The following is a 20,237-nucleotide window of genomic DNA, read 5'->3' as shown; positions in this document are numbered from 1 at the left end:
TTGCCGGGCTGGCGAACGGTGTAACAACCCCCCCCCCCCCCGCGGGGGGGGCGGGGGGGGGGGGGGGGGGGGGGGGGCCGCCCCCCCCCCCGGGGGGGGGGGGCCCCCCCGGCCCCGCCCCGCGCCACCTCATAGTTGCCACGGGTTGATCCCCGTTTCACACTCCGACCCCGCCGAAGACCGATCCATCGGACCGAGCCTGAATCCCCGCCATGCCCCAACGCCAGGCCCCACCAGGACACGGCCCCGCCCCACGACCGGCATGCATGATCCGCACGAACCCGAAAAGACGCTTTGGGATCAAAAAACAGGTACGCCACGGCTGAGGCCTGCCGGACCCCGCGGGCCGAGAAGTGGTGGGTCGGCGGGGGCTGGGGCGATCAGCTATCGAAGGCAGGTCAGAACGAGCCTCCGGCGGGGGCGCTCAGGCTCCAGGATGGAGGAGGCGCCGTACGCGAGTGCCGGCAGAGTGTGGCGAGCGTGCGGGTGCTCCCATCCCATCTGCCATCGACCCAGGCAGAGCCGAGCAGACGCGGCCCATGGCGTCCAGGTCGTTCGTACAGTGGCGCGCTCCACCTGGACGCCATGAACCACGCCCGCTCCACGGTGTGTGGGCCGACGGCAGACGGGATGGGAGCTGGGGAGAGTGGGTGGTGAGGTAGCGGCAGTGAGTACAGTTCAGTCCCGGCAGGAATGATCAACAGACAGGACCGCCTGATCCCGTTTCCACGTGGAGCACTGGTTACCCGGAGTGTTGGAAGAGGTATGTCATGTTCGCGGTGATCTATCGTTGGCGGCTGCATGAGGGCAAAGAGCAGCAGTTCGCGTCGAGTTGGCACCGCATGACAGAGGAGATCCATAAGCGCTGCGGCAGCTATGGATCACGCCTGCATCAAGCCGATGACGGTACCTGGGTGGCGTACGCACGCTGGCCAGATGCCGCTACTCGCGAGCGGTGCCAGGGCGTAGATCCCGAAGCCCTCTCATCGATGCGTGAGGCGATGCAGAGGCTTTCCCTGAGATTCGATGCCAGGTGATCGACGATTTGCTGGCCGAACCTCGCAGCGTGGCCCACTGACAAGGGCGCCGCGCCCGCTGGTGCCCGTGCCGGAGAGCGTACCTGCTGGTCCAAGACCTGCGGCTGTACGTCCGGGGAAGCACCACCCTTTGGGCGCCCGCCGCCGGTGCCATGTTCTTGATCGCACGCTTCGACAGATGCGGCAGCGAGGGCTCGCAGGTAAGCGGCAGTAGGTGCCCGCTTGTCAAGGCAGCCTCAGTGTCTGACACCAACGGCTGACACCAACAAGCACGAACTATGGCGGTCAATGCCGGACCGTCACGACCGGCGATTCGGCGACCATCGGGGGACGACGAGGACGGTCGTGCCCTCATGATCGACCTGATAAGGATGAGGCCAGACCTCAAAGCCAGTGCCCGTAACGGCCGCCGTCCCCAATCGATGGACGGCGGCCTGCCGAGCCGCCCAGTCATTCCGGGTCTACCGACGTCACGCCTATGACTGCTGCATCGGCTACAACGGCAGCGAACTGCCTACGAACCACGGCAAGAGCGGTCCACCCAGACAACAGCACGAGTGCGCCCGCCGCAGGCCACAGGCCACCCGCCAGAAAGCCAAAAGCCGTCAAAGAAGCACCGCCCATGGCTACGGCAGCAGCGGCCGACTCGCTCCGAAGCTGTCGACGGGAGCGTCTGCTCGCCGAAGGCTTGACGAGTTGACGGCCAAGGAAGACCTGCACGGCGTTGATCACTGCCAGCAGAGCAGCAAGAGCACCGAAGATGCCGGAAACGAGAACGAAGGCGAAGGGCATGGCGTGAAGCTACACACTCAGAACTCGAACCCCACGCTCGGGTAAGGATGAACGCCAGGACCAAGATCCACCGACGCCCGATCGCACGGATGCGACCTCGTGCCAGATGCTTGCCAGATCCTCCGGGGAATCAAGGGGAACGTCGTGTTGCGGCAGGGGAGTCAGGAGACGGAGACCCGAGTGGATCTGTGATGCCGTACAGCAACGAAGTACAGCAACCCCAGCAACCGGCAGCGCCCAGCACCGGCCCCCATGGCCCTCACGGCGGCCTGTAAGACCTCCAATGACCGATCTCTGAGAGCTACGGATCAAATGCTGACGGCCCCCATGGAGCCTGCGAGAGACTAGGCCCATGGGGATCGACCTGGAGCTGCACTCCGCACGGCCAACGCGAAACTGGCGCAAATCCCGAGCAACACTTCTGCGTAGCTCGTACGGGCATGGGGACGCGTTGGCCGATGCGCTCGGCTCCCTGCAACTGCTAGGGGTGCCTGGGCGGCTCACCGCTGTTGATCCGTACGGAGACACGTTGATGAACGAGCAAGAGGCCGCCGTCGCACTCACCGAGATCAGCAGTCTGCGTCAACAGTGCAGCGATCAGCACCAGGTTGCTGCACTGGACGACCTCGCAACGCAATTACAGCAGTGCGCCAACACCCCCGGCAGTTACCTGTGGTTCCAGGGCGACTGAACGCGTGCCACAACCGTGCCAGAACGAGCGGGGAGTCACGGGGAACAGCAGCGTCCTCAGGCCGTGAAGCCCACGCCCTGTGGAGGGCTCATTTCGCAGATCAGCCACCGCGTCGACCAACCTCGCTCCTAAAGCGCGGCTTTGCCGCCAAAGGCCGTGATCCGGCACCATCCGGGGCCGTCTCTGGGCCGTCCGAAGGTGGCCCAGGACGACAGACGATGACAGTTGTCGACGGCTCTGCCCCTGCTCAGAGATGGCGGGTTGGGCGCCGTCGCAGGTGCTCATCCGTGAACGTAAGTTGAGGAACTCCAGAGCTTCGGCGCAGGATGACCGGCATGACCTCCAACGGCCGCCGCCCCCTCCTCAACCGCCGACTCGCCGAGTTCGGCACGACGATCTTCGCCGAGATGTCGGCCCTGGCCCTGAGCACCGGTTCGATCAACCTGGGCCAGGGCTTCCCCGACACGGACGGGCCCGAGGAGATCAGGGAGGCGGCCGTACGGGCGCTGCGCGACGGGCGCGGCAACCAGTACCCGCCGGGCCCCGGCGTGCCCGAGCTGCGTACGGCGATCGCCGCGCACCAGAAGCACCGGTACGAACTGGCGTACGACCCGGACCGCGAGGTGCTCGTCACGGCCGGTGCCACGGAGGCCATCGCGGCGTCGCTGCTCGCGCTGGTCGAGCCCGGTGACGAGGTCATCGCCCTGGAGCCGTACTACGACTCGTACGCGGCCAGCATCGCGATGGCGGGCGGGACCAGGATCCCGGTCACGCTGCGCCCGCACGAGGAGACCCGCGACGGAGTCACCCACCGGCGCTTCCGGCTCGACCTCGACGAGCTGCGCGACGCGGTCACCGACAACACCCGGCTGCTGCTCGTCAACACCCCGCACAACCCGACCGGCACCGTCCTGACCCGCGAGGAGCTCGGGGAGATCGCGAAGCTCGCCGTCGAGCGGAATCTCCTCGTCATCACGGACGAGGTGTACGAGCACCTGGTGTTCGACGAGGCCGAGCACCTGCCGCTGGCGTCCTTCCCGGGGATGCGGGAGCGGACGGTCACCATCGGCAGCGCGGGAAAAACCTTTTCCTTCACGGGGTGGAAGGTGGGCTGGGTGACGGGCACACCGGACCTCGTCACCGCCGTACGGTCGGCCAAGCAGTTCCTGACGTACGTGGCGTCGGGGCCGTTCCAGTACGCCGTGGCCGAGGCGCTGGCACTGCCGGACACGTACTTCGCGGCGTTCCGTGCAGACATGCGGGCCAAGCGGGACGTGCTGGCGGCCGGGCTCACGGAGGCGGGGTTCAAGGTCTTCCAGCCGGCGGGCACGTACTTCATCACCACCGACATCCGGCCGCTCGGCGAGTCCGACGGCTTCGCCTTCTGCCGCGCGCTCCCGGAGCGCGCCGGGGTCGTCGCCATCCCGAACGCGGTCTTCTACGACCACCGGGAGGCGGGCGCGCCCTTCGTGCGGTTCGCGTTCTGCAAGCGGACCGAGGTGCTGGAGGAGGCGGCGAAGCGGCTCAAGGCGGCCGGGTAGCACGGGGGCGCGGGACGGTGGAGAAGGCGCGCCGAAGTGGGGGAACCGTACCCGCCCAGGCGTGTAAAGCTCGCAAATACCCCGTAAGGGACGCACAGTTCGGGTGTGACCCACGCCAGTACCCTTCCGGCCCCCGCCGCCCCGAAGCCCGATGACGGGGGGCACGGCCGTCTGGCGCGCCCCGCGCACGGTCTGCCCCCTCTCGCGCAGGCGCTGGCGCTGTTCGCGACGGCGCGACTCGTCGGCGTACTCGTGCTCGCCGGAACCGCCTGGGCGGGCGGCAAGCGCCCCCTCGCCCTGCTCGGGCGGTCCTGGGACTCGCTCTGGTATCTGGGGATCGCGGCGCACGGCTACGGACGCACCCAGTACTTCAGGCCCACCGTCGTCCACAGCGACCTGGCCTTCTTCCCGCTGTATCCGGGGCTGATCCGCGCGGTCACCACACTGACCGCGCTGAGCGGCGGCGGGGCGGGGCTGCTGGTCGCCTGGACCTCCGCCGCGGTCGCCGCCTGCGGGATCTACGCGATCGGGGCCCGGCTGCACGGCCGCGCCGTCGCCACCGTGCTGGTCCTGCTGTGGGGCCTGCTCCCGCACTCGATCGTGCTGTCCCTGGCGTACACCGAGCCCGTCCTCACCGCTTTCGCCGCCTGGTCGCTGTACGCGGTGCTCACCGGGCGCTGGCTGTGGGCGGGCACGCTGGCCGCGCTCGCGGGCGTGTCGCGGCCGAACGGGCTCGCGGTGGCCGCGGCGGTGCTGGCCGCGGCGGCGTGCGAGGTCTGGCGGCGGCGTGGACGGGTTTCCCACAGGCTGTGGACGGGCGCCGCGCTCGCACCGGTCGGCTGGGGCGGCTATGTGCTGTGGGTGGGCCGGCGCGAGGGAGATCCGCTCGGCGGCTATTTCGAGGTGCAGCGGTTGTGGGGATCGCGCTTCGACTTCGGCGCCGGTGCGCTTCGCTTCGTCCAGCATCTGCTGATGCACGGCGACCGTTTCGTGTTTTCGATGACGATGGTGGTCGTGGCGGCGGCCGTGCTGCTGTACGGACTGCTGATCGCGGACCGTGCCCCGCTGCCCTTGCTCGTGCACAGCGGGGTACTGCTGCTGATCGCGCTCGGCGGCTCCGGGTTCTTCGAGTGCAAGCCGCGCTTCCTGCTGCCCGCGTTCCCGCTGCTGCTGCCGCTCGCCCGGGCGCTGGTGCGCACGGCAAGAGCCCGGCCCTGGCACGCCGTCCTGGTGGTCGGCGCCCTGGCCGGGCTCTCGTTCGCCTACGGCGCGTACCTGGTCGTCATCGCGCACACGCCGCTGTAAAACCTGGTGGGAGGACTACTCCTCGTCGTCGTCCTCGGGCTTCTCCGCCTCGTTGACTTCCTGCTCGAGGCCGAGCTGCTCGACGAGCCACTTGTCGAACTCGATGGCGGCCCGCACCCAGCTGACCGTCGACGATACGAAGTGCTCGAGGGCGACGCCGGTGCCGATCAGCATCTGTGCCTCGCCGATCAGGCGGACAGTGCCGTCGTCGTGCGTGTGGCTGTAGACCTTCGGCCACAGCGTGCGGCGGTTCCAGTCGTCGATGGACTCCAGCAGAGTCGGCTTCTCGTCGATCTGGTGCGGCCGGTCGTAGAACGTCCGCACCGAGAAGACCTGCTGGTCCCCCTCGCCGCGGAACATGAAGTACGTACGGAACTCCTCCCACGGCGCCGCGAGGTCACCCTCGTCGTCGACGACGTACTTCAGCTCCATCTGGTCGAGGAGCTGCTTCACGAGGTCCTGATCCGGGACGACGGGGCCCGCCGGTCCGCCGGGCTGCGGCTCGGGCTGGCCCCCGAAATTCGGAATCGAGGACGGGTCGATGCTCACCGTGTATTTCCCTTCGTACGGATGCTGCCATCCTCCCCCATCACGGGCGGTCAGTGGCAACCCCCACAGGCAAAGGCACGGACACCACCACCACGCGTGTGTATCCGCTGCGGCCAGTGACGACGGCGCCGCCGGGACCGGCGCCGTCGACCGCTGAGAATCAGCCCGTCCGGGCTACTGCGCGGCTGCCCCCACGATCAGGCCGGCCCCGAAGGCGTCCACCCGGACCGTGTCGCCGTCCTTGACCTCGCCCGCGAGAATCTCCTTGGCGAGCCGGTCGCCGATCGCGGTCTGGACGAGGCGGCGCAACGGCCGGGCCCCGTAGGCCGGATCGTTGCCCTCGTCCGCGAGCCAGGCCAGCGCCGCGTCGGTGACCTCCAGGGTGATCCGGCGCTCGGCCAGCCGCTTGGCGAGGCGGCCGATCTGGAGCCCGGCGATGCGCTCCAGCTCCTCCTTGTTCAGCGCCGAGAAGACCACGAGGTCGTCGAGCCGGTTGAGGAACTCCGGCTTGAAAGAGGCCCTCACGACCTCCAGGACCTGCTGCTTCTTCTCCTCCTCGGAGGTCAGCGGCTCGACAAGGAACTGGCTGCCCAGGTTCGAGGTCAGGACGAGGATGGTGTTGCGGAAGTCGACCGTACGGCCCTGTCCGTCGGTGAGCCGTCCGTCGTCCAGCACCTGGAGGAGGATGTCGAAGACCTCCGGGTGCGCCTTCTCGACCTCGTCCAGCAGGACGACGCTGTACGGGCGCCGGCGCACGGCCTCCGTGAGCTGGCCGCCCTCCTCGTAGCCGATGTACCCGGGAGGGGCGCCGACCAGCCGGGCGACGCTGTGCTTCTCGCCGTACTCGCTCATGTCGATGCGGATCATGGCCCGCTCGTCGTCGAAGAGGAAGTCCGCGAGGGCCTTGGCCAGTTCGGTCTTGCCGACGCCGGTCGGGCCGAGGAAGAGGAAGGATCCGGTGGGCCGGTCCGGGTCGGCGATGCCGGCGCGGGTACGGCGTACGGCGTCGGACACGGCCCGGACGGCCTCGCTCTGGCCGATGAGACGGCGGCCCAGCTCCTCCTCCATGCGCAGGAGCTTCTGGGTCTCGCCCTCCAGGAGGCGCCCGGCCGGGATGCCCGTCCAGGAGCCGACCACGTCCGCGATGTCGTCGGGGCCGACCTCCTCCTTGACCATGGTGTCCCTGGCGGCTTCCTCCTCCGCCTCGGAGGCCTCCTCCAGGTCCCGCTCCAGGGTGGGGATCTCGCCGTAGAGCAGCTTGGAGGCGGTGTCGAAGTCGCCGTCGCGCTGGGCGCGCTCGGCCTGGCCGCGCAGCTCGTCGAGCTTCTCCTTCAGCTCGCCGACGCGGTTGAGGGACTGCTTCTCCTTCTCCCAGCGGGCGGTCAGGCCCCGCAGCTCCTCCTCCTTGTCGGCAAGGTCGCGGCGCAGCTTCTCCAGACGCTGCCGGGAGGCGGGGTCGGTCTCCTTGTCGAGGGCCAGCTCCTCCATGCGCAGCCGGTCCACCGCGCGCTGGAGTTCGTCGATCTCGACGGGGGACGAGTCGATCTCCATGCGCAGCCGGGAGGCTGCCTCGTCGACGAGGTCGATGGCCTTGTCGGGCAGGAAGCGGGAGGTGATGTACCGGTCGGAGAGGGTGGCCGCGGCGACCAGCGCGCTGTCCGCGATCACGACCTTGTGGTGGGCCTCGTAGCGGCCCTTGAGTCCGCGCAGGATCGCGATGGTGTCCTCGACGGACGGCTCGGCGACCAGGACCTGCTGGAAGCGGCGCTCCAGGGCGGGATCCTTCTCGATCCGCTCGCGGTACTCGTCGAGGGTGGTGGCACCGACCATCCGCAGCTCACCGCGGGCGAGCATCGGCTTGAGCATGTTGCCGGCGTCCATGGCGGAGTCGCCGCCCGCGCCCGCGCCGACGACCGTGTGCAGCTCGTCGATGAAGGTGATGATCTGCCCGTCGGAGTCCTTGATCTCGGCGAGGACGGTCTTCAGCCGCTCCTCGAACTCACCCCGGTACTTCGCCCCGGCCACCATGGCGCCGAGGTCGAGCGAGACGAGCCGCTTGTTCTTGAGGGACTCGGGTACGTCGCCCTTCACGATCCGCTGGGCGAGCCCCTCCACGACGGCGGTCTTGCCGACGCCGGGCTCGCCGATGAGGACGGGGTTGTTCTTGGTGCGCCGGGACAGCACCTGCACGACCCGGCGGATCTCCTGGTCCCGGCCGATGACCGGGTCGAGCTTCCCGTCGCGCGCGGCGGCGGTGAAGTCCGTACCGAACTTTTCGAGCGCCTTGTACTGGCCCTCGGGATCCGGGGTCGTCACCCGGCGGCCTCCCCTGCTCTTCTGGAACGCCTCGAGCAGCTTCTTCGCACTGGCGCCCTGCTGGGAGAGTACGTCGCCGCTCGGGCCGCCCTTCGCGGCGATCCCGATGAGGAGGTGCTCGGTGGAGAGGTACTCGTCTCCGAGCTCCTTGGCCTTGTCGGCCGCCTCGGCGATGACGGCGAGCAGTTCGCGGTTGGGCTGCGGGGGCGCGACGGTGGATCCGGTCACGCTGGGCAGGCCGGCGAGGACGCGCTCGGCCGCGGCCCGTACGGCGGCCTGGTCGGCGTCGACCGCGGCCAGCAGGTCGGTGATGTTCTCGTTCTCCTGGCCACCGAGCAGCGCGAGCAGCAGGTGGGCAGGGGTGAGGTCGGGGTGCCCCTCGGACACGGCCCGGCTGGTGGCCGCGTTGATCGCGTCCCGGCTCCTGTTGGTCAGCTCGGCGTCCACGTTCGCGTTCTCCTCCTCAATACGACCCTGATGTACGGACTGACTCGCCCAACGTACACAAAGTTGAGTCTATTCCACTCAAGGACAGCCGGGGAAGCCATGGCGCTCACGGATGGGGATACATTTCCGACCATGAGTGCATACCCGGTGGACCCCCACGATCCCGACCCCGCGTACCTCACCTTCTGGCGGGAACGCCATCTGTGCACCCTCACCACCCTCCGGGCCGACGGCAGCCCGCACGTCGTGCCCGTCGGGGTTACATACGACCCCGAGGCGGGCCTGGCTCGAGTGATCACCAACAAGTCCAGCGCGAAGGTCGGGCACGTACTGGCCGCGGGGGCGCAGGGGGCGCGCGTCTCGGTCTGCCAGGTGGACGGGCGCCGGTGGGCGACGCTGGAGGGGCGCGCGAGGATCGCCACGGAGCCCGCCCGTGTCGCGGAGGCGGAGCGGCGGTACGCGGAGCGGTACGGGAGGGTGCCCTCACCGAACCCCGACCGGGTGGCGATCGAGATCACACTGACCTCAGCGATGGGACACGGCTGACGCACCCGGGCACGGCCGGTCGGCCCCGGCACGGGACACGACTCACGGTCCCCGGCACTGGAACGCGGCCGACCGGCCCCGGCGCGGGACACGACTCACCGGTTCCGGCGCGGGACACGGCTGATCGGCCCCAGCGCCGGAACGCGGCCGACCGGCCCTGGCATGGGACACGGCCGACCGGCCGCGGGCGCGGAACGCGACCGGCCGACCCTGGCCACAGGACGCGCCCGGCCAACCCCGGCCCCGGAGCACGGCCGATCGACCCGGCGACGGCTCGCGACCGACCGGCCCCGGGCACGGAACGCGACCGGCCGACCGACCCCGGCCACAGGACGCGACCGGCCAACCCCGGCCGCGGGACGCGGCCGATCGACCCCCGCCACGAAACCCGACCGGGCCTGCGGCGCGGTTGACCGGTCCCGCCCACGGGACATGGCCGACCGGTCCCGGCCGTGCGGAACGGCCGATTTCAGCCGTTGTGGAGATGGCATGGAGATGGGCGGATACCTGGACCTTTCGCCCAAAACTGCAGCGGCGTCACCGTGTTCAGGTCACGGTGACGCCGCTGCGGGGGGAAGTACCTGCGCGATCTACTACGACGGGGGAATCGCGTCAGGCACTGCGGGGGGTGGCTGAGATGGTCCTTACGTCCGGGACTTCCGGCTCGGCCAGCTGGTGGTCACGCTGGTCGAGGTTCACAAAGATCATTCCGTATCGAATGGCACATCGCACGGGCTGCGGCGCGCCGCGCGGGCGCCGCAGACACCGGTACGCCCGGACGTCCTCGTCGTCATCCCGGGTGACGACGACCGGCTCTCCGAACACCGTCACCATCAACGAGTCGCCAGTGTGGGGAATGGCGGTGGCCAGGTCGATGAAGTGCCAGCCGGATCGGTAGGCGGTGGCCATTTCTCGACGGAAGGAGCGGTCGTCGGGTGGAGTGGTCACGTCAGTTCCCAGCCCCCTCTGCCGTGTCCACGGGCGTGGTGGACACAGCGACCGCCGGCCACTTGCTGTCCGCTCGCGTGTCGCTCTTCGTACCGGATAGGCCACTCAGAGCTCCGATGGCCACAACGGCAGAGAAGGCAGCGACAAGCACTGAGCGAAGCATTCTGTTACGCATAGTCGGCTTCGTCCTCACTTGAAGGTCCCCTCTTCCCCCGTCGGATACGACGATGGCTCATTCGGGCACGTCATGGCCACACAATCGGTGCATCATGTTCCTGCACGTTCAGGACCCTGGGGGGTGGAGATTTGGTGACGAATCGGACTAAAGCGACACATCCCCATGCGGTGACCGAACTGTGCGAGGAAGGTGGCCGACTTTATGCGCACGCCCTGCGCACCGGACGTATCGCCCGTGAGGACGTAAAGTCGGCTTCCTGTCTGATGGAATTGTCCCTGCTGCACCCTGATCCCGACGACCCGGACTGGCTGCGACCCGTACCTCCGGCAGTCGCCCTGGCTCAGCGACTCAACCCCATAGAGCACGAGATAGCCGAGCGCAGGCGATGGTCAATCGAACTGTCCGATGCTTTCGAGCCGTTCATGGCGCTCAGCACGCAGACGACGGCGACCACGCACTCGATCACCGTGCTGGAGGGCGGCGACCGCATCAACGCGGCGCTCAACCTGGCCACGGCCCAGTGCCAGACCGAGATGCTCACGGTCCAGCCGAGCAACCGGTTCTCCGAACGCAGCGTCATGCAGGGGCTGGAGCGCGACAGGCCGCTGACGGAGCGCGGCGTGCGCATCCGGACGCTCTACCAGCACACCGTCCGCTACGACCTGGAGCGGCTGGCGTACGTGGAGCAGCTCTCGAACGGCAAGGTGGAGTACCGCACCATCGACGAGCTGGTCGAGCGCCTGATCATCTGCGACGAGACCGTCGCCTTCATCCCCACCCGTGACGACCAGCAAGTCGCCCTGGAACTCCGCAACCCGGGACTCGTCCGCTACCTGATCAAGGTCTTCGAGTTCATGTGGGGCCGGTCCGTCCCGCTGAGCGCCGGCGCCCCCTATGAAACGGCGCCCGACGGCATCACGGAGATCCAGCACTCCATCGCCAAACTCCTCGTGGAGGGGCACGTCGACGAGGCCATCGCCCGCCGCCTCGGCATGAACGTCCGCACCTGCCGCGCCCACATCGCTAAGCTGGCCACCGCCCTCGGCAGCGGCAGCAGGGCCCAACTCGGCTACCTCATCGCACAGTCGGGGATCCTTGACCAGGATCGCTGAGTGAGCGAGGAGGTGCACCACACATGACAGCCGAGGCACACAGCCACGGAGTGGACGAGATGTGCGAGGCCGGCCGCACCCTGCACGAACGCGCGTTGCGCAACGGCGGCGTACTCACCCATGAGGCTGTCCACATCGCCGAACTCACCGCGACCCCGGGCAGCGAGAGCCGGGCACGACTCGGCTACCTCATCGGGCGGTCGGGGATTCTCGACCAGGATCACTGAGCGGCAGCAGTTCCGCGGCGCGCGGAGGTCCGTCCAGGCCCGCCTGGGCGATCCGCACGCCCAACTGCGTACGACTCGCGGCGCCCAGGGTCTCCGAGAGGCGCGCGATGTGCGCCCGGCAGGTACGGACGCTGATCCCCAGCCGCTCCGCGACCACCGCGTCCTGATGTCCCTCCGCGAGCAGCGCGGCGATGGACCGCTCGCGGTGGGTGATGCCGTCGATGCCGGTGTCCGGGAGCGGCGCGGCGAGCGGGATCGCGAGGCGCCACAGCCGCTCGAAGACCGTGACCAGGTAGTCGACCAGTGCCGGGTGCCGCAGTTCCAGCGCGATCGTGCGGTCGGAGTTGGCCGGGATGAACGCCACCTTGCGGTCGAAGAGGATGAGCCTCTCCACGACCTCGTCGAGGGTACGGGCCTCCGCGGTTCCCCCCATCAGCTCCATGTAGTTGTGAAGGCCCTGGCCGTGCCGGGCCACGTGCGTGTACAGGTCACGCATCCGCACACCCCGTCGGCGCATCTCCAGCGCCCGGTGCAGCCCCTCGGAGAGTTCGTCCTCGCGCCGGATCCCGCCGGGCTGCACGGTCAGCACCTCGGTCGTACAGGCCTCGGTCGCCTCGTCCATCGCGGCCCGGATCCGCGGCAGCCCGTCCAGGACGCGGATCGCCACGCCCTCGCCCGGCGCCTGGACGCGTCCGCCGAGCCCGCCGTACCACTCGAACGCGGCCACGGCGTCGCCCACGCGCGCCTGGCCGGCGCTGATTTCCTCGTACACGCCCCGCAGCAGCCGTGTCATGACCTCCTGCGGCGAGGTCGGCACTAGCCACCCCATGTCGTCGGGGTCGGGGTGGAGCAGCGCCAACTCCAGGAGACAGGGCACCGCTTCCGCGTCCCCGCGCGGCACGCGTCCGCGCCGCACGGCCCGGGAGTACACCCGGTCCCCGGCCTCGCACAGTCGGTCAGCGCCGTGCGGATGCCTGTCCGTCCCGTGCCCGGCCATCTCCCACCCCTGGCTCCAGCATCCTCGCGATGCGACGCCTCCGCGCCGTCCGCAGCGCAACTATGCGCGGCCCCGACCGCCATCGCAACACGGCTGCCCTCGTCACGCGCCCCCTCTCACCCACATACGTCCCGGAATATCCCCGCCTCCGTGGGGCGCTCTGCAACAACATGATGGTGGTGGTGGTACCGCGCGGTCCGGTACATCGTGGAGGCGTGGGACAGGGCGATCACGGCGCACTGACTGGCCCTGGCCGAACGCGCCCCGCTCGGTCAGGGCCGAGACGTCTGAGCGGCCGGGTGAACTGCGCTCCCTGGCAGACCGGATGGCCCGCACGTTCACCGTCGGCCCCTGAAGCGCACTCGGTGAAGGACCCGTTGGGCCTCCTCCAGCACCTCAGGCCGCGGCCCAGCTCGTGAGCAGGGCCTCGCGGGCCGCCCGCCAGGGCGTCACGCCGTCGCCCTCGACGCTGCCCCACTCCAGCAGCCGCGCCACGTCCGCCGTACCGTCCACGAACCGGTTCAGCAGCGCCACCGACAGCTCGTACTCGGACTGGACGTACCCCCCGACGGCCGCGGTGTACACCGTCAGCTCGGCCTTCTCCTCGTCCGTCCGTACGTGGAGTTCGAACGCGGGCGGTGCCTCACCGCCGCCCGTCGCCACGTCGAGGACCGTGTCCATCACGTTGTTCACCAGCCACCGGGTACTGGAGCGCACCCGCACGTCGTGGACGGTGACCGCGCGGACGTCCGCCCAGGGCCAGAACCCCTCCTGGCCCGTGCCCACGGCCTGAAGCCCCTCGGGGGTGAGCCGCACCCCGCGCCCGTACCCCTCGGGCTCGGCGCCCACGAACACGCTCTCCTTGGTGATCCAGAACAGGCCGATCATGGCCACGGGCTCCTCCTGCACAACGAGCACATCAAGTACGACAAACACGGTCCCCCTCTGAGACACCGGCGGGCCCGGAATGGTTCAGCCGGGACGCGAGAGTCAGGACTGCCGAACACACGTACAGATGCCTTATGTTGCTCCTCGTGACGGAACTGGTCTTGCGCGCCCGCCGCACCACGGCCCTCTTCGACCGGGACGCCGTGCTGTTGGACCGGGGAGGGAATCGGCTGCGTATCCCCCTCGTCGCGATCGAGACCGTCCGTACAGGCGGAGGATCGAGGCGGCGCGTCATCGAGATCGTCCTGACCTCCGTCGGCGCCAACCCCGTCGTCCACACGCTGAGCCCGCCGAACACCACCGCCGCGACCGCGTTCGCCGACGCGGTCAACGCCGCGCTGCCCGTCCGGGACTCCGTTGAACCGCGTGCGGACGGGGCGACGTTGGTGACCACCGTGCCCGTGCCACCGCGGACGGAACGGAAGGACCGCTGGACGACATCCCGCGAGCGGAGGGTGCAATGGGCGTTCGGCGCGCTGTTCGCACTGGGGACGGCCCTCGCCGCGGCCACCGGGGAGTGGCCGTTCGTCGTCCTCTGGGTCACCTCCTACGCGCCGTTCCTCGTCGGGTGCGCGCTCACACACATCGTGTACCGGGCCACGGTGGACTGGTGGCTGCTGCGGCGCCGCGGCATCACCGTCCTCGCCGTCTACAAGGACCGCGACTACGTCGGCGATGTGCTCGTCAAGACGTACTCGTTCACCGACACGGCAGGCGCGGAGCGGACGTTCAGCGGAAGCGGCCGGCTCGTGTCGAGTGACCCGGAGCGGATCGAGGTGACCTACGACCCCTGCGCCCCGAAGCGGATGACCACGCGCGACGGGCCCGCCGTACGCACGCTCTCCGTCCTGGCGTATGTGCTCCTGGGCCTGCCCGTCGCAGCGGTGACCGCCGCGTACCCACCCGTCTCGCTCATCGTCCTGCTGTCCGCGCTCTAGGGCCTGTCCGGCGGTGTGTCCCTGTTGTCCCTGTTGTCCTCGGCATCGCCCTCCCGTAACCGCCTCAAGCGCGGCCGGTGCGGCATCAGGTCGCGTATGCGGGACTCGCCCGCGCCCACCACGGGCAGCCGTAACTCTTCGGTCTGCCGCTCGGGGAAGCGGAGCAGTCGCGCCGGCGGCACGGGGAAATCCTCGCTGTCCGGGTGCTGGCCGGGACCGTTGGAGGGCCCGGGGCCGTCGGGCCGGTCGGGGGACGTCGCTCGGGCATGTTCGGTCCAGCCCGCGCGGAACCAGCCCAGCTGGTCCCGCTGCACCTCGTCATCGGTGAGGATGCGCACGCCCTCCGTACCGGCCCGCCGGATCTTCTCCCCCAGCTCGATCAGCAGGCCGCCGACGGTGTACGCCACGGCGTCCGGATCCGGTGCGGTGGCCGGTCCGTCCGTTCCCTCCTCCGGTGGGCGTGGATCACGTGCGTGCGAGTCGCGCGAACCTCGCGCACGCGGGTCGCGCGCATGCGGGTCTCCCCCCTCGTGCCCCACCTGCACACCTCTCTTCACCGCTGCTCCGAATCCCCCTGCCGAAGCGTCACTCTCGTCTGCGTTCCTCCGGCAGGAACTGGCCAACCACCTTCACGAAAAGTTCTTGCAGCTCCGACGGAACTCCGAGCAGCCGTGCCGCCTCCGCCGGGCTGAGTGACGCAGCCGGGCCCCCGGCGGTTTCGCCGATCCGCGGGTCGAGCGGAAGATCGTCCTCCGACAGCCGACCGGACCGGATCAACATGTCCCTCAAGGGAACGGCCAGAACCGTCGCCAACCGGCGCATCGTCTCCAGATCCGGCATGCTTTGCCGCTGCAACAGCCGGCTGACCGCGGCCCGGTGGACCCCCGCGTCGTCGGCGAGCTTGGACTTGCCACCGCCCCGCGGGCTGTCGATGTCGTAGCCACGCCTGCGCATCAGTCCTTCTATCCAGACCGCGAACTCCTCCAGGCCGTCGGCCCTGGGCGTTCGGCCACTGTCGGCACGATGGCCCTGGTCGTTGTAGGCGTTGGCCCACGAGCTTGCACCCATGTGGTGGCTCTCCCCTCGTCGCGAGGGAAGAGTACCGAGCGCGCGCGCACCTCTGGGAGTGCGCGCTCGCACGCATTCGTAAAGTTCTGACATGCGCGAGCGCTCTCGTTGCGGCATATGCGGCTGGTACAGGCGCTGTTGACACCTCCCGAGTGGACTCCGACCCCGGCGCCGACCCTGATTCCGGTCCAGCGCGACTCCGGAGCGTAGTCACTTGCGCACGCGCTCGCACCGTGTAACTCTGATCGCGCGTTCGCAACTGTCGAACATATGTTCCCACACCTGGGGAGGGGTTGCACGTGCCCAACCAGCCGACCGCATCCGCCACTGCCATGAGCTGGTGCTTTCCCTCTGTACGCGAAGAACTGGACTGGCGCCGCGCCGCAGCCTGCGCCGATCTTCCCGAACACTCCGTGTTCACCCGCATCCCCTCCGAGGCCGAACCGGTATTGCGCGCCTGCAATCAGTGCCCGATCCGTCACGAATGCGAGACGGTCGTCGATCCCGCCCACACCTGGTTCGACGGGGTCAGCGGGGGACGGCTGTGGCGCAACGGGCGCGAGGTGTCGCGTGGGATGCCGCAGTCGCAGGGCGCACCGGGGGGAGCCGCACGATGAACCGCGAACTGCCCGGTGCCGTCTGGATCGCCTCGCTCGTCCGCCGCTTCCCCGACCTCGTCGACGAGTTGACTCCCGCTGCCCACGGGGGGCTGCGGGAGCGCCGCGGGGTCGGGCCTGTCGCGGGGACGACCCTGCCCGTACGGCTGCACATCTCGGACGCCGTACGGGACATCACCGACGGAGTGGTCGAACTGGAGGAGGCCGTACGGGAACGGCTCGGGCTGCGGGCCGTGCCGCCCGCCCCCGTCCCGGTGCGGCTGCGCCGGATCGCCGGCCTGCTGGAGCGCGTCGCCGCGGACTCCGTCCTCGCCGCACATGTGGAGGACGAGACCCGGCGCATGGCCGCCCGTTGCGCACGGGCGCTCGGCGACCCCGAACAACTGGTACGGCTGCCGGGCCGCTGCCCCACCTGCGACTCGGTCTCCCTCCGGGCCTTCCCGGAACGCGCCGAGGTGCGCTGCGTCAATCCCGTGTGCGGACAGGTACTCGAACCGGAGGCCTCGTGAACTCCCCCCTGATCACCACCGAGTTGGCGGCGGACGAGGCCGGGGTTTCCACGGCCACGATCCGCAAATGGGTCCAGCGAGGCCACCTGCGCCCGGCCGACACCCGGGGCCGACGCCGGCTCTACCGCCTGGAGGACGTGTTCGCGGCGGAACGCGCGACGCACCGGGCGGGCAGGAACCGCTGACCGTCCCTCCCCACCCATCAAGGGCCCCGCCGCGCCGCGGCGGGGCCCTCATGGTCCTCATGGCCCTCATGGCCCTCGTAGTCCACGCCTTTGCTCCGACCCGGGGGCGCGCGCTGCGGGCCGTGCGCGGTGGGCCGTGCGCGGTGGGCCGTGCGCGGTGGGCCGTGCGCGGTGGGCCCGAACATGCCCGATGAATACCCGTACCGAATAGACCAGTTGCACGATCCGGGCGGTCGCGTCACACTCGATGCAGCGGCAGAGCTGCGCCCACCCTCAGCGGGGGCGACGGACCTGCCGCTTTGTGTTGCCCGGAAACGGGCCCCCGCCCGGCACGAAGCCGGGCCCCGAAGGGAGCGTCCATGTGGCCATCCTGACCTTTCCCGACGCCGAGCAACTCGTCGTCGACTTCCTCAAGAACCGGGCCGAGCTGACCGGTGTCGTCGTCGACAGCCGGCCGCCCGCCGGGTTCGACGGCACCCAGAAGATCGTCCTCGTCTCGCACATGGGCGGCGCCTGGGTCGACGACCAGCATCTCGACCAGCCGCTGCTCGACCTGGAGGTGTACGGCCCGGACAAGCCCACGGCACACACCGTGGCGCTGTCCGCCCGTGCCTGCGTGCTGGAGCTGGCCGACACCGTGTACGGCTCCGCGGCCGTCGTCGACGTCGCCGAGACCGACGGGCCGCGCTGGCTGCCCGACTACACCCGCTCGGCCGCCAACCGCTACCGCTCCACGATCCGGCTCCTGCTGCGCCTCGGCTGAGCCCGCCCCACCTCGCACCAAGGCCTCACGTCCCTTACGTACACAAGGAGTTCGCATGGCTACGAACAACGGCAAGGAAATCCGTGTCGCCGGTACCGGCCGGATCCTCGTCGCCCCCGCCGGTACCACCGCGCCGGTCAAGTCCGACGACGCCTGGCCGGCCGGCTGGGTGGAGCTGGGGTACACCTCCACCGACGGCATCAAGCTCAACAAGAAGGACAAAATCGACCCGGTCGACACCTGGCAGTCGGCGAGCCCGGCTCGCTTCGTCTACTCCGACCGCGATCTGACCGTGAAGTTCCAGCTGCTCCAGATGAACAAGAGCACGCTCTCCTTCTTCATGGGCATCCCGGCCACCAACATCGCGCAGACCTCGGTCGGCGGCACGACGGTCGTGGACACCTACGAGTTCCTGGTCCCGAGCACCCCGGCCAAGGACGAGCGGGCGCTCGGCATCGAGTTCACGGACGGAACGGACGCCGTGTACCGCTTCATCCTGCCGCGCGGCCAGGTCACCGAGACCGAGGAGATGGGCTTCACGCGGACCGGGTCGGTGAAGCTCGGCGTCACCTTCACCGCGCTGGAGGCGGAGACCGCCAACCGCGAACTGGCCAAGTGGATCATGAAGGACAAGGCGTACGCCGCCCTGTGACGGTCCTTGCGATCCACCTTCCGTGACGGGCGCCCCGTAGGGCTCGTCACCCGGGGCGGCGGGCTCCCCCACCCGTCGCCCCGGCCCCTCTCCACGTACCTCTGACAAGGGAGATCCCCGATGGCCGGATTCAACGTCAACGCGGCCCGCGCCCAGCGCCTGGAGGCGCTCGGGCGCAGCTGGCCCTTCGAACTCGACGACGACAGCTTCGAGCTGCCGACCGAGCTGACCCGTACGACCGCGCGCGAGCTGCGCGGCCTCGACGACAACGACGTGGACGGGCTGCTGTATCTGCTGCTCGGGGAGCGGCAGTTCGCACGCTTCGAGAAGCACGACGTCACGATGCAGGACATCGCGGCCATCCTGGAGGCCTACGGCAAGGAGACGGGGCTGGGCCTGGGGGAAGACTGAGCCTCGGCGAGCTCGTCGAAGAGCACGCCGAGGCCCTGGAAGCGGATCTGCTCCGCCACTACGGGGTCGACCTGCTGGACTGGCACCGCGGCCACCTCTCCTCGCGTCGGCTGGCGGTCCTGGTCCAGCATCTCCCGAGGGACAGCGCACTGGCCCGCGCGCTGCACGGCGAGGCCGCCGACTGGTCCCTCACGGACCATCTGCTCGCCTCCGTCGTCGACCAACTCGCCGAGGCCAACTGGATGTTCGCGACGGTCAACCGGGACGAGGACAGCGAACCACTGGAACACCCGGAGCCGGTACCGCGTCCAGGGCAGTCCGCGCATCCGATGTCCGGCGGGGAAAGCGAACGGGGCGACGGGAAAGATCACCGAATGCCCACGAAGGCCGAACTGGCGGCGTTCTTCCACTGACCCAGCCGTCGTCGGCCTTCACCTGAGAAGTCATCCGGTGGCGACGAGCCCGAGAATCGCACCGACCACCAGAACTCCCATGGCGGACGTAATGAGCGTGTCATATCCGATACGACGCTCGGCCTCGAAAGAAATCATGGCCCGTCCCGGTTTCCTCCTGTCGTAATAGACCTCGACTTCGTCATCCACCTCCAATGGGGCCGCCGCATATTTGGACGACCGCACCAGAAATTCAGAGTCCCCCGTCGGCGAATACCGCACGACGGCACCGACATAGCCACCGGCGGGCCAGAAGTGTTCGACACACACGCCTACGGTCCGGCCGCCCGCCGACTCCAGCGCACGCCCTCTGAGCAGTGCGAACAGATTAACGCAAACAACCAGAAGCGGAACAAACAAGGCAATTAAGAGAAACATTCTGATGGCGAGCATCGCACCCCTCGAATCAATCGGGCACACATTTCCCGAAACGGACGAATTGTGGCATCACTTGAATCTCGCGTCAAGGCACTGGAAGACAGTGCCACGAACCAGAAGGTAGCCGCTCACGACTATCAGGATCTCAAAAAGGAGATCACCGCAGTAGCCAGCGACCATACGGCTCTCAAGGGTGAACTCATCGGCCTCGTGGCCTCCTTCACCTTGATCAATCTGTCCCTCCCCTCGCTGTTCAACCTGGAAAAACTGCTGGAGTCGAAACTCCGTATCGGGCACAACGAATGGGGCCTCATCAGCCGCATCCCGGCGTCCCCCGTCGGCACAGGGGCGCGCGGACCCATCGGACCGCAAGGGCGGCAGGGGGCGGACGGACGAAGGGGACCCCGCGGTGAGCGGGGAGCGGCGGGGCCACGCGGCCCACGAGGGGCCCGAGGGCCGGACGGCCGCGCCGGCGCCCGGGGTGTCCAGGGCCCCGACGGGCGTCTCCCCTCCACCGCGGAGCTGGAGCGCATGACGCGTGCGGCCGAGACGGCGACGAGCTCCTTGGAAGGCGCGATCCGCCGGGCCAACAGCCTGGGCTCCACCCTGGGCGGCTGAGTCGACCCACGC

Annotated in this window: 25 protein-coding genes; 16 read left to right on the top strand and 9 right to left on the bottom strand. The window is 69.2% G+C overall.

The features are described from left to right. Window positions 1–770 precede the first annotated feature (770 nt). Window positions 771–1,037: an antibiotic biosynthesis monooxygenase gene (locus ACIRA5_RS17585; RefSeq protein WP_403691621.1), complete on the top strand. Its 267-nt coding sequence runs from the start codon at window positions 771–773 to the stop codon at window positions 1,035–1,037. Window positions 1,038–1,487: 450 nt separating this feature from the next. Here ACIRA5_RS17585 and ACIRA5_RS17580 read toward each other — a convergent pair whose 3' ends face one another. After that, the gene (locus ACIRA5_RS17580) at window positions 1,488–1,829 is read right to left on the bottom strand and encodes a hypothetical protein (RefSeq protein WP_403691619.1); all 342 of its coding nucleotides are present in this window, start codon (window positions 1,827–1,829) and stop codon (window positions 1,488–1,490) included. A gap of 352 nt (window positions 1,830–2,181) precedes the next feature. Between ACIRA5_RS17580 and ACIRA5_RS17575 the strand changes: the two genes are divergently transcribed. The 3 genes from ACIRA5_RS17575 (at window position 2,182) to ACIRA5_RS17565 (ending at window position 5,366) form a co-directional block, all read left to right on the top strand. Continuing rightward, window positions 2,182–2,520 (top strand): hypothetical protein, encoded by a 339-nt coding sequence (locus ACIRA5_RS17575; RefSeq protein WP_391773357.1) that lies wholly within the window; start codon window positions 2,182–2,184, stop codon window positions 2,518–2,520. Between the two features lie 326 nt (window positions 2,521–2,846). Continuing rightward, a complete protein-coding gene (locus ACIRA5_RS17570; RefSeq protein WP_403691617.1) occupies window positions 2,847–4,061 on the top strand; it encodes a pyridoxal phosphate-dependent aminotransferase in 1,215 nt (404 codons plus the stop codon). Window positions 4,062–4,166: 105 nt separating this feature from the next. Next, window positions 4,167–5,366, top strand: coding sequence for a hypothetical protein (locus ACIRA5_RS17565; RefSeq protein WP_403691615.1), 1,200 nt, complete (start codon window positions 4,167–4,169; stop codon window positions 5,364–5,366). Between the two features lie 15 nt (window positions 5,367–5,381). On the opposite strand, the gene ACIRA5_RS17560 is transcribed toward ACIRA5_RS17565, so the two are convergent. Together ACIRA5_RS17560 and clpB are read right to left on the bottom strand one after the other, a co-directional pair. Continuing rightward, window positions 5,382–5,915 (bottom strand): YbjN domain-containing protein, encoded by a 534-nt coding sequence (locus ACIRA5_RS17560; RefSeq protein ID WP_075033056.1) that lies wholly within the window; start codon window positions 5,913–5,915, stop codon window positions 5,382–5,384. 174 nt (window positions 5,916–6,089) lie between these two features. Then, window positions 6,090–8,678: an ATP-dependent chaperone ClpB gene (clpB, locus tag ACIRA5_RS17555; protein WP_403691614.1), complete on the bottom strand. Its 2,589-nt coding sequence runs from the start codon at window positions 8,676–8,678 to the stop codon at window positions 6,090–6,092. A 132-nt stretch (window positions 8,679–8,810) separates the two neighbouring features. Between clpB and ACIRA5_RS17550 the strand changes: the two genes are divergently transcribed. Beyond that, window positions 8,811–9,224, top strand: a complete 414-nt coding sequence (locus ACIRA5_RS17550) for a pyridoxamine 5'-phosphate oxidase family protein (protein WP_403691613.1) — start codon at window positions 8,811–8,813, stop codon at window positions 9,222–9,224. Window positions 9,225–9,836: 612 nt separating this feature from the next. Here the strand turns inward: ACIRA5_RS17550 and ACIRA5_RS17545 are convergent. Continuing rightward, window positions 9,837–10,172 carry a hypothetical protein gene (locus ACIRA5_RS17545; protein WP_095853469.1) on the bottom strand — a complete coding sequence of 112 codons (336 nt, stop codon included), beginning with the start codon at window positions 10,170–10,172 and terminating at the stop codon, window positions 9,837–9,839. Between the two features lie 306 nt (window positions 10,173–10,478). Between ACIRA5_RS17545 and ACIRA5_RS17540 the strand changes: the two genes are divergently transcribed. Both ACIRA5_RS17540 and ACIRA5_RS17535 read left to right on the top strand, forming a co-directional pair. Continuing rightward, window positions 10,479–11,462 (top strand): helix-turn-helix transcriptional regulator, encoded by a 984-nt coding sequence (locus tag ACIRA5_RS17540; RefSeq protein ID WP_403691611.1) that lies wholly within the window; start codon window positions 10,479–10,481, stop codon window positions 11,460–11,462. A gap of 23 nt (window positions 11,463–11,485) precedes the next feature. Continuing rightward, window positions 11,486–11,689: a hypothetical protein gene (locus tag ACIRA5_RS17535; RefSeq protein WP_403691609.1), complete on the top strand. Its 204-nt coding sequence runs from the start codon at window positions 11,486–11,488 to the stop codon at window positions 11,687–11,689. Here the strand turns inward: ACIRA5_RS17535 and ACIRA5_RS17530 are convergent. Beyond that, window positions 11,652–12,686, bottom strand: coding sequence for a LuxR C-terminal-related transcriptional regulator (locus tag ACIRA5_RS17530; protein ID WP_403691608.1), 1,035 nt, complete (start codon window positions 12,684–12,686; stop codon window positions 11,652–11,654). The genes ACIRA5_RS17535 and ACIRA5_RS17530 overlap by 38 nt on opposite strands. 396 nt (window positions 12,687–13,082) lie before the next feature. After that, window positions 13,083–13,574, bottom strand: coding sequence for a hypothetical protein (locus ACIRA5_RS17525; RefSeq protein WP_403691929.1), 492 nt, complete (start codon window positions 13,572–13,574; stop codon window positions 13,083–13,085). A gap of 146 nt (window positions 13,575–13,720) precedes the next feature. Between ACIRA5_RS17525 and ACIRA5_RS17520 the strand changes: the two genes are divergently transcribed. Next, window positions 13,721–14,572, top strand: coding sequence for a hypothetical protein (locus ACIRA5_RS17520; protein ID WP_403691606.1), 852 nt, complete (start codon window positions 13,721–13,723; stop codon window positions 14,570–14,572). Here the strand turns inward: ACIRA5_RS17520 and ACIRA5_RS17515 are convergent. After that, window positions 14,569–14,979 carry a hypothetical protein gene (locus tag ACIRA5_RS17515; protein WP_403691604.1) on the bottom strand — a complete coding sequence of 137 codons (411 nt, stop codon included), beginning with the start codon at window positions 14,977–14,979 and terminating at the stop codon, window positions 14,569–14,571. The two genes, ACIRA5_RS17520 and ACIRA5_RS17515, sit on opposite strands and share 4 nt — an antisense overlap. Window positions 14,980–15,157: 178 nt before the next feature. Then, entirely contained in the window at window positions 15,158–15,526 is a 369-nt protein-coding gene (locus ACIRA5_RS17510) for a helix-turn-helix domain-containing protein (RefSeq protein WP_254650757.1), read from the bottom strand. Window positions 15,527–15,939: 413 nt separating this feature from the next. Here ACIRA5_RS17510 and ACIRA5_RS17505 point away from each other — a divergent pair, with 413 nt between their 5' ends. The 7 genes from ACIRA5_RS17505 (at window position 15,940) to ACIRA5_RS17475 (ending at window position 19,190) form a co-directional block, all read left to right on the top strand. Beyond that, window positions 15,940–16,257, top strand: a complete 318-nt coding sequence (locus tag ACIRA5_RS17505) for a hypothetical protein (RefSeq protein WP_403691602.1) — start codon at window positions 15,940–15,942, stop codon at window positions 16,255–16,257. Beyond that, the gene (locus ACIRA5_RS17500; protein WP_403691601.1) at window positions 16,254–16,766 is read left to right on the top strand and encodes a hypothetical protein; all 513 of its coding nucleotides are present in this window, start codon (window positions 16,254–16,256) and stop codon (window positions 16,764–16,766) included. Before ACIRA5_RS17505 ends, ACIRA5_RS17500 begins: the two co-directional genes overlap by 4 nt. Then, entirely contained in the window at window positions 16,763–16,951 is a 189-nt protein-coding gene (locus tag ACIRA5_RS17495; protein ID WP_351294971.1) for a MerR family DNA-binding transcriptional regulator, read from the top strand. Before ACIRA5_RS17500 ends, ACIRA5_RS17495 begins: the two co-directional genes overlap by 4 nt. Window positions 16,952–17,312: 361 nt before the next feature. Continuing rightward, entirely contained in the window at window positions 17,313–17,714 is a 402-nt protein-coding gene (locus ACIRA5_RS17490; protein ID WP_403691599.1) for a hypothetical protein, read from the top strand. Between the two features lie 55 nt (window positions 17,715–17,769). Continuing rightward, window positions 17,770–18,366 carry a phage tail protein gene (locus ACIRA5_RS17485; protein WP_403691597.1) on the top strand — a complete coding sequence of 199 codons (597 nt, stop codon included), beginning with the start codon at window positions 17,770–17,772 and terminating at the stop codon, window positions 18,364–18,366. Between the two features lie 120 nt (window positions 18,367–18,486). Beyond that, window positions 18,487–18,777: a hypothetical protein gene (locus tag ACIRA5_RS17480; RefSeq protein ID WP_403691596.1), complete on the top strand. Its 291-nt coding sequence runs from the start codon at window positions 18,487–18,489 to the stop codon at window positions 18,775–18,777. 47 nt (window positions 18,778–18,824) lie between these two features. Then, complete coding sequence (locus ACIRA5_RS17475) at window positions 18,825–19,190, top strand: hypothetical protein (RefSeq protein WP_403691928.1); 366 nt, start codon at window positions 18,825–18,827, stop codon at window positions 19,188–19,190. A 30-nt stretch (window positions 19,191–19,220) separates the two neighbouring features. On the opposite strand, the gene ACIRA5_RS17470 is transcribed toward ACIRA5_RS17475, so the two are convergent. Beyond that, window positions 19,221–19,622 (bottom strand): DUF3592 domain-containing protein, encoded by a 402-nt coding sequence (locus tag ACIRA5_RS17470; protein WP_403691595.1) that lies wholly within the window; start codon window positions 19,620–19,622, stop codon window positions 19,221–19,223. Between the two features lie 48 nt (window positions 19,623–19,670). Between ACIRA5_RS17470 and ACIRA5_RS17465 the strand changes: the two genes are divergently transcribed. After that, on the top strand, window positions 19,671–20,225 hold the full coding sequence (locus tag ACIRA5_RS17465; RefSeq protein ID WP_403691593.1) for a hypothetical protein: 555 nt from the start codon (window positions 19,671–19,673) through the stop codon (window positions 20,223–20,225). Window positions 20,226–20,237 lie beyond the last annotated feature (12 nt).

The organism is Streptomyces sp. NPDC096311 (genome assembly GCF_044763085.1).
Lineage (GTDB): Bacteria > Actinomycetota > Actinomycetes > Streptomycetales > Streptomycetaceae > Streptomyces.
Note: the sequence above shows the minus strand (reverse complement) of the source record. Positions and strands in the feature narration are given on the sequence as shown.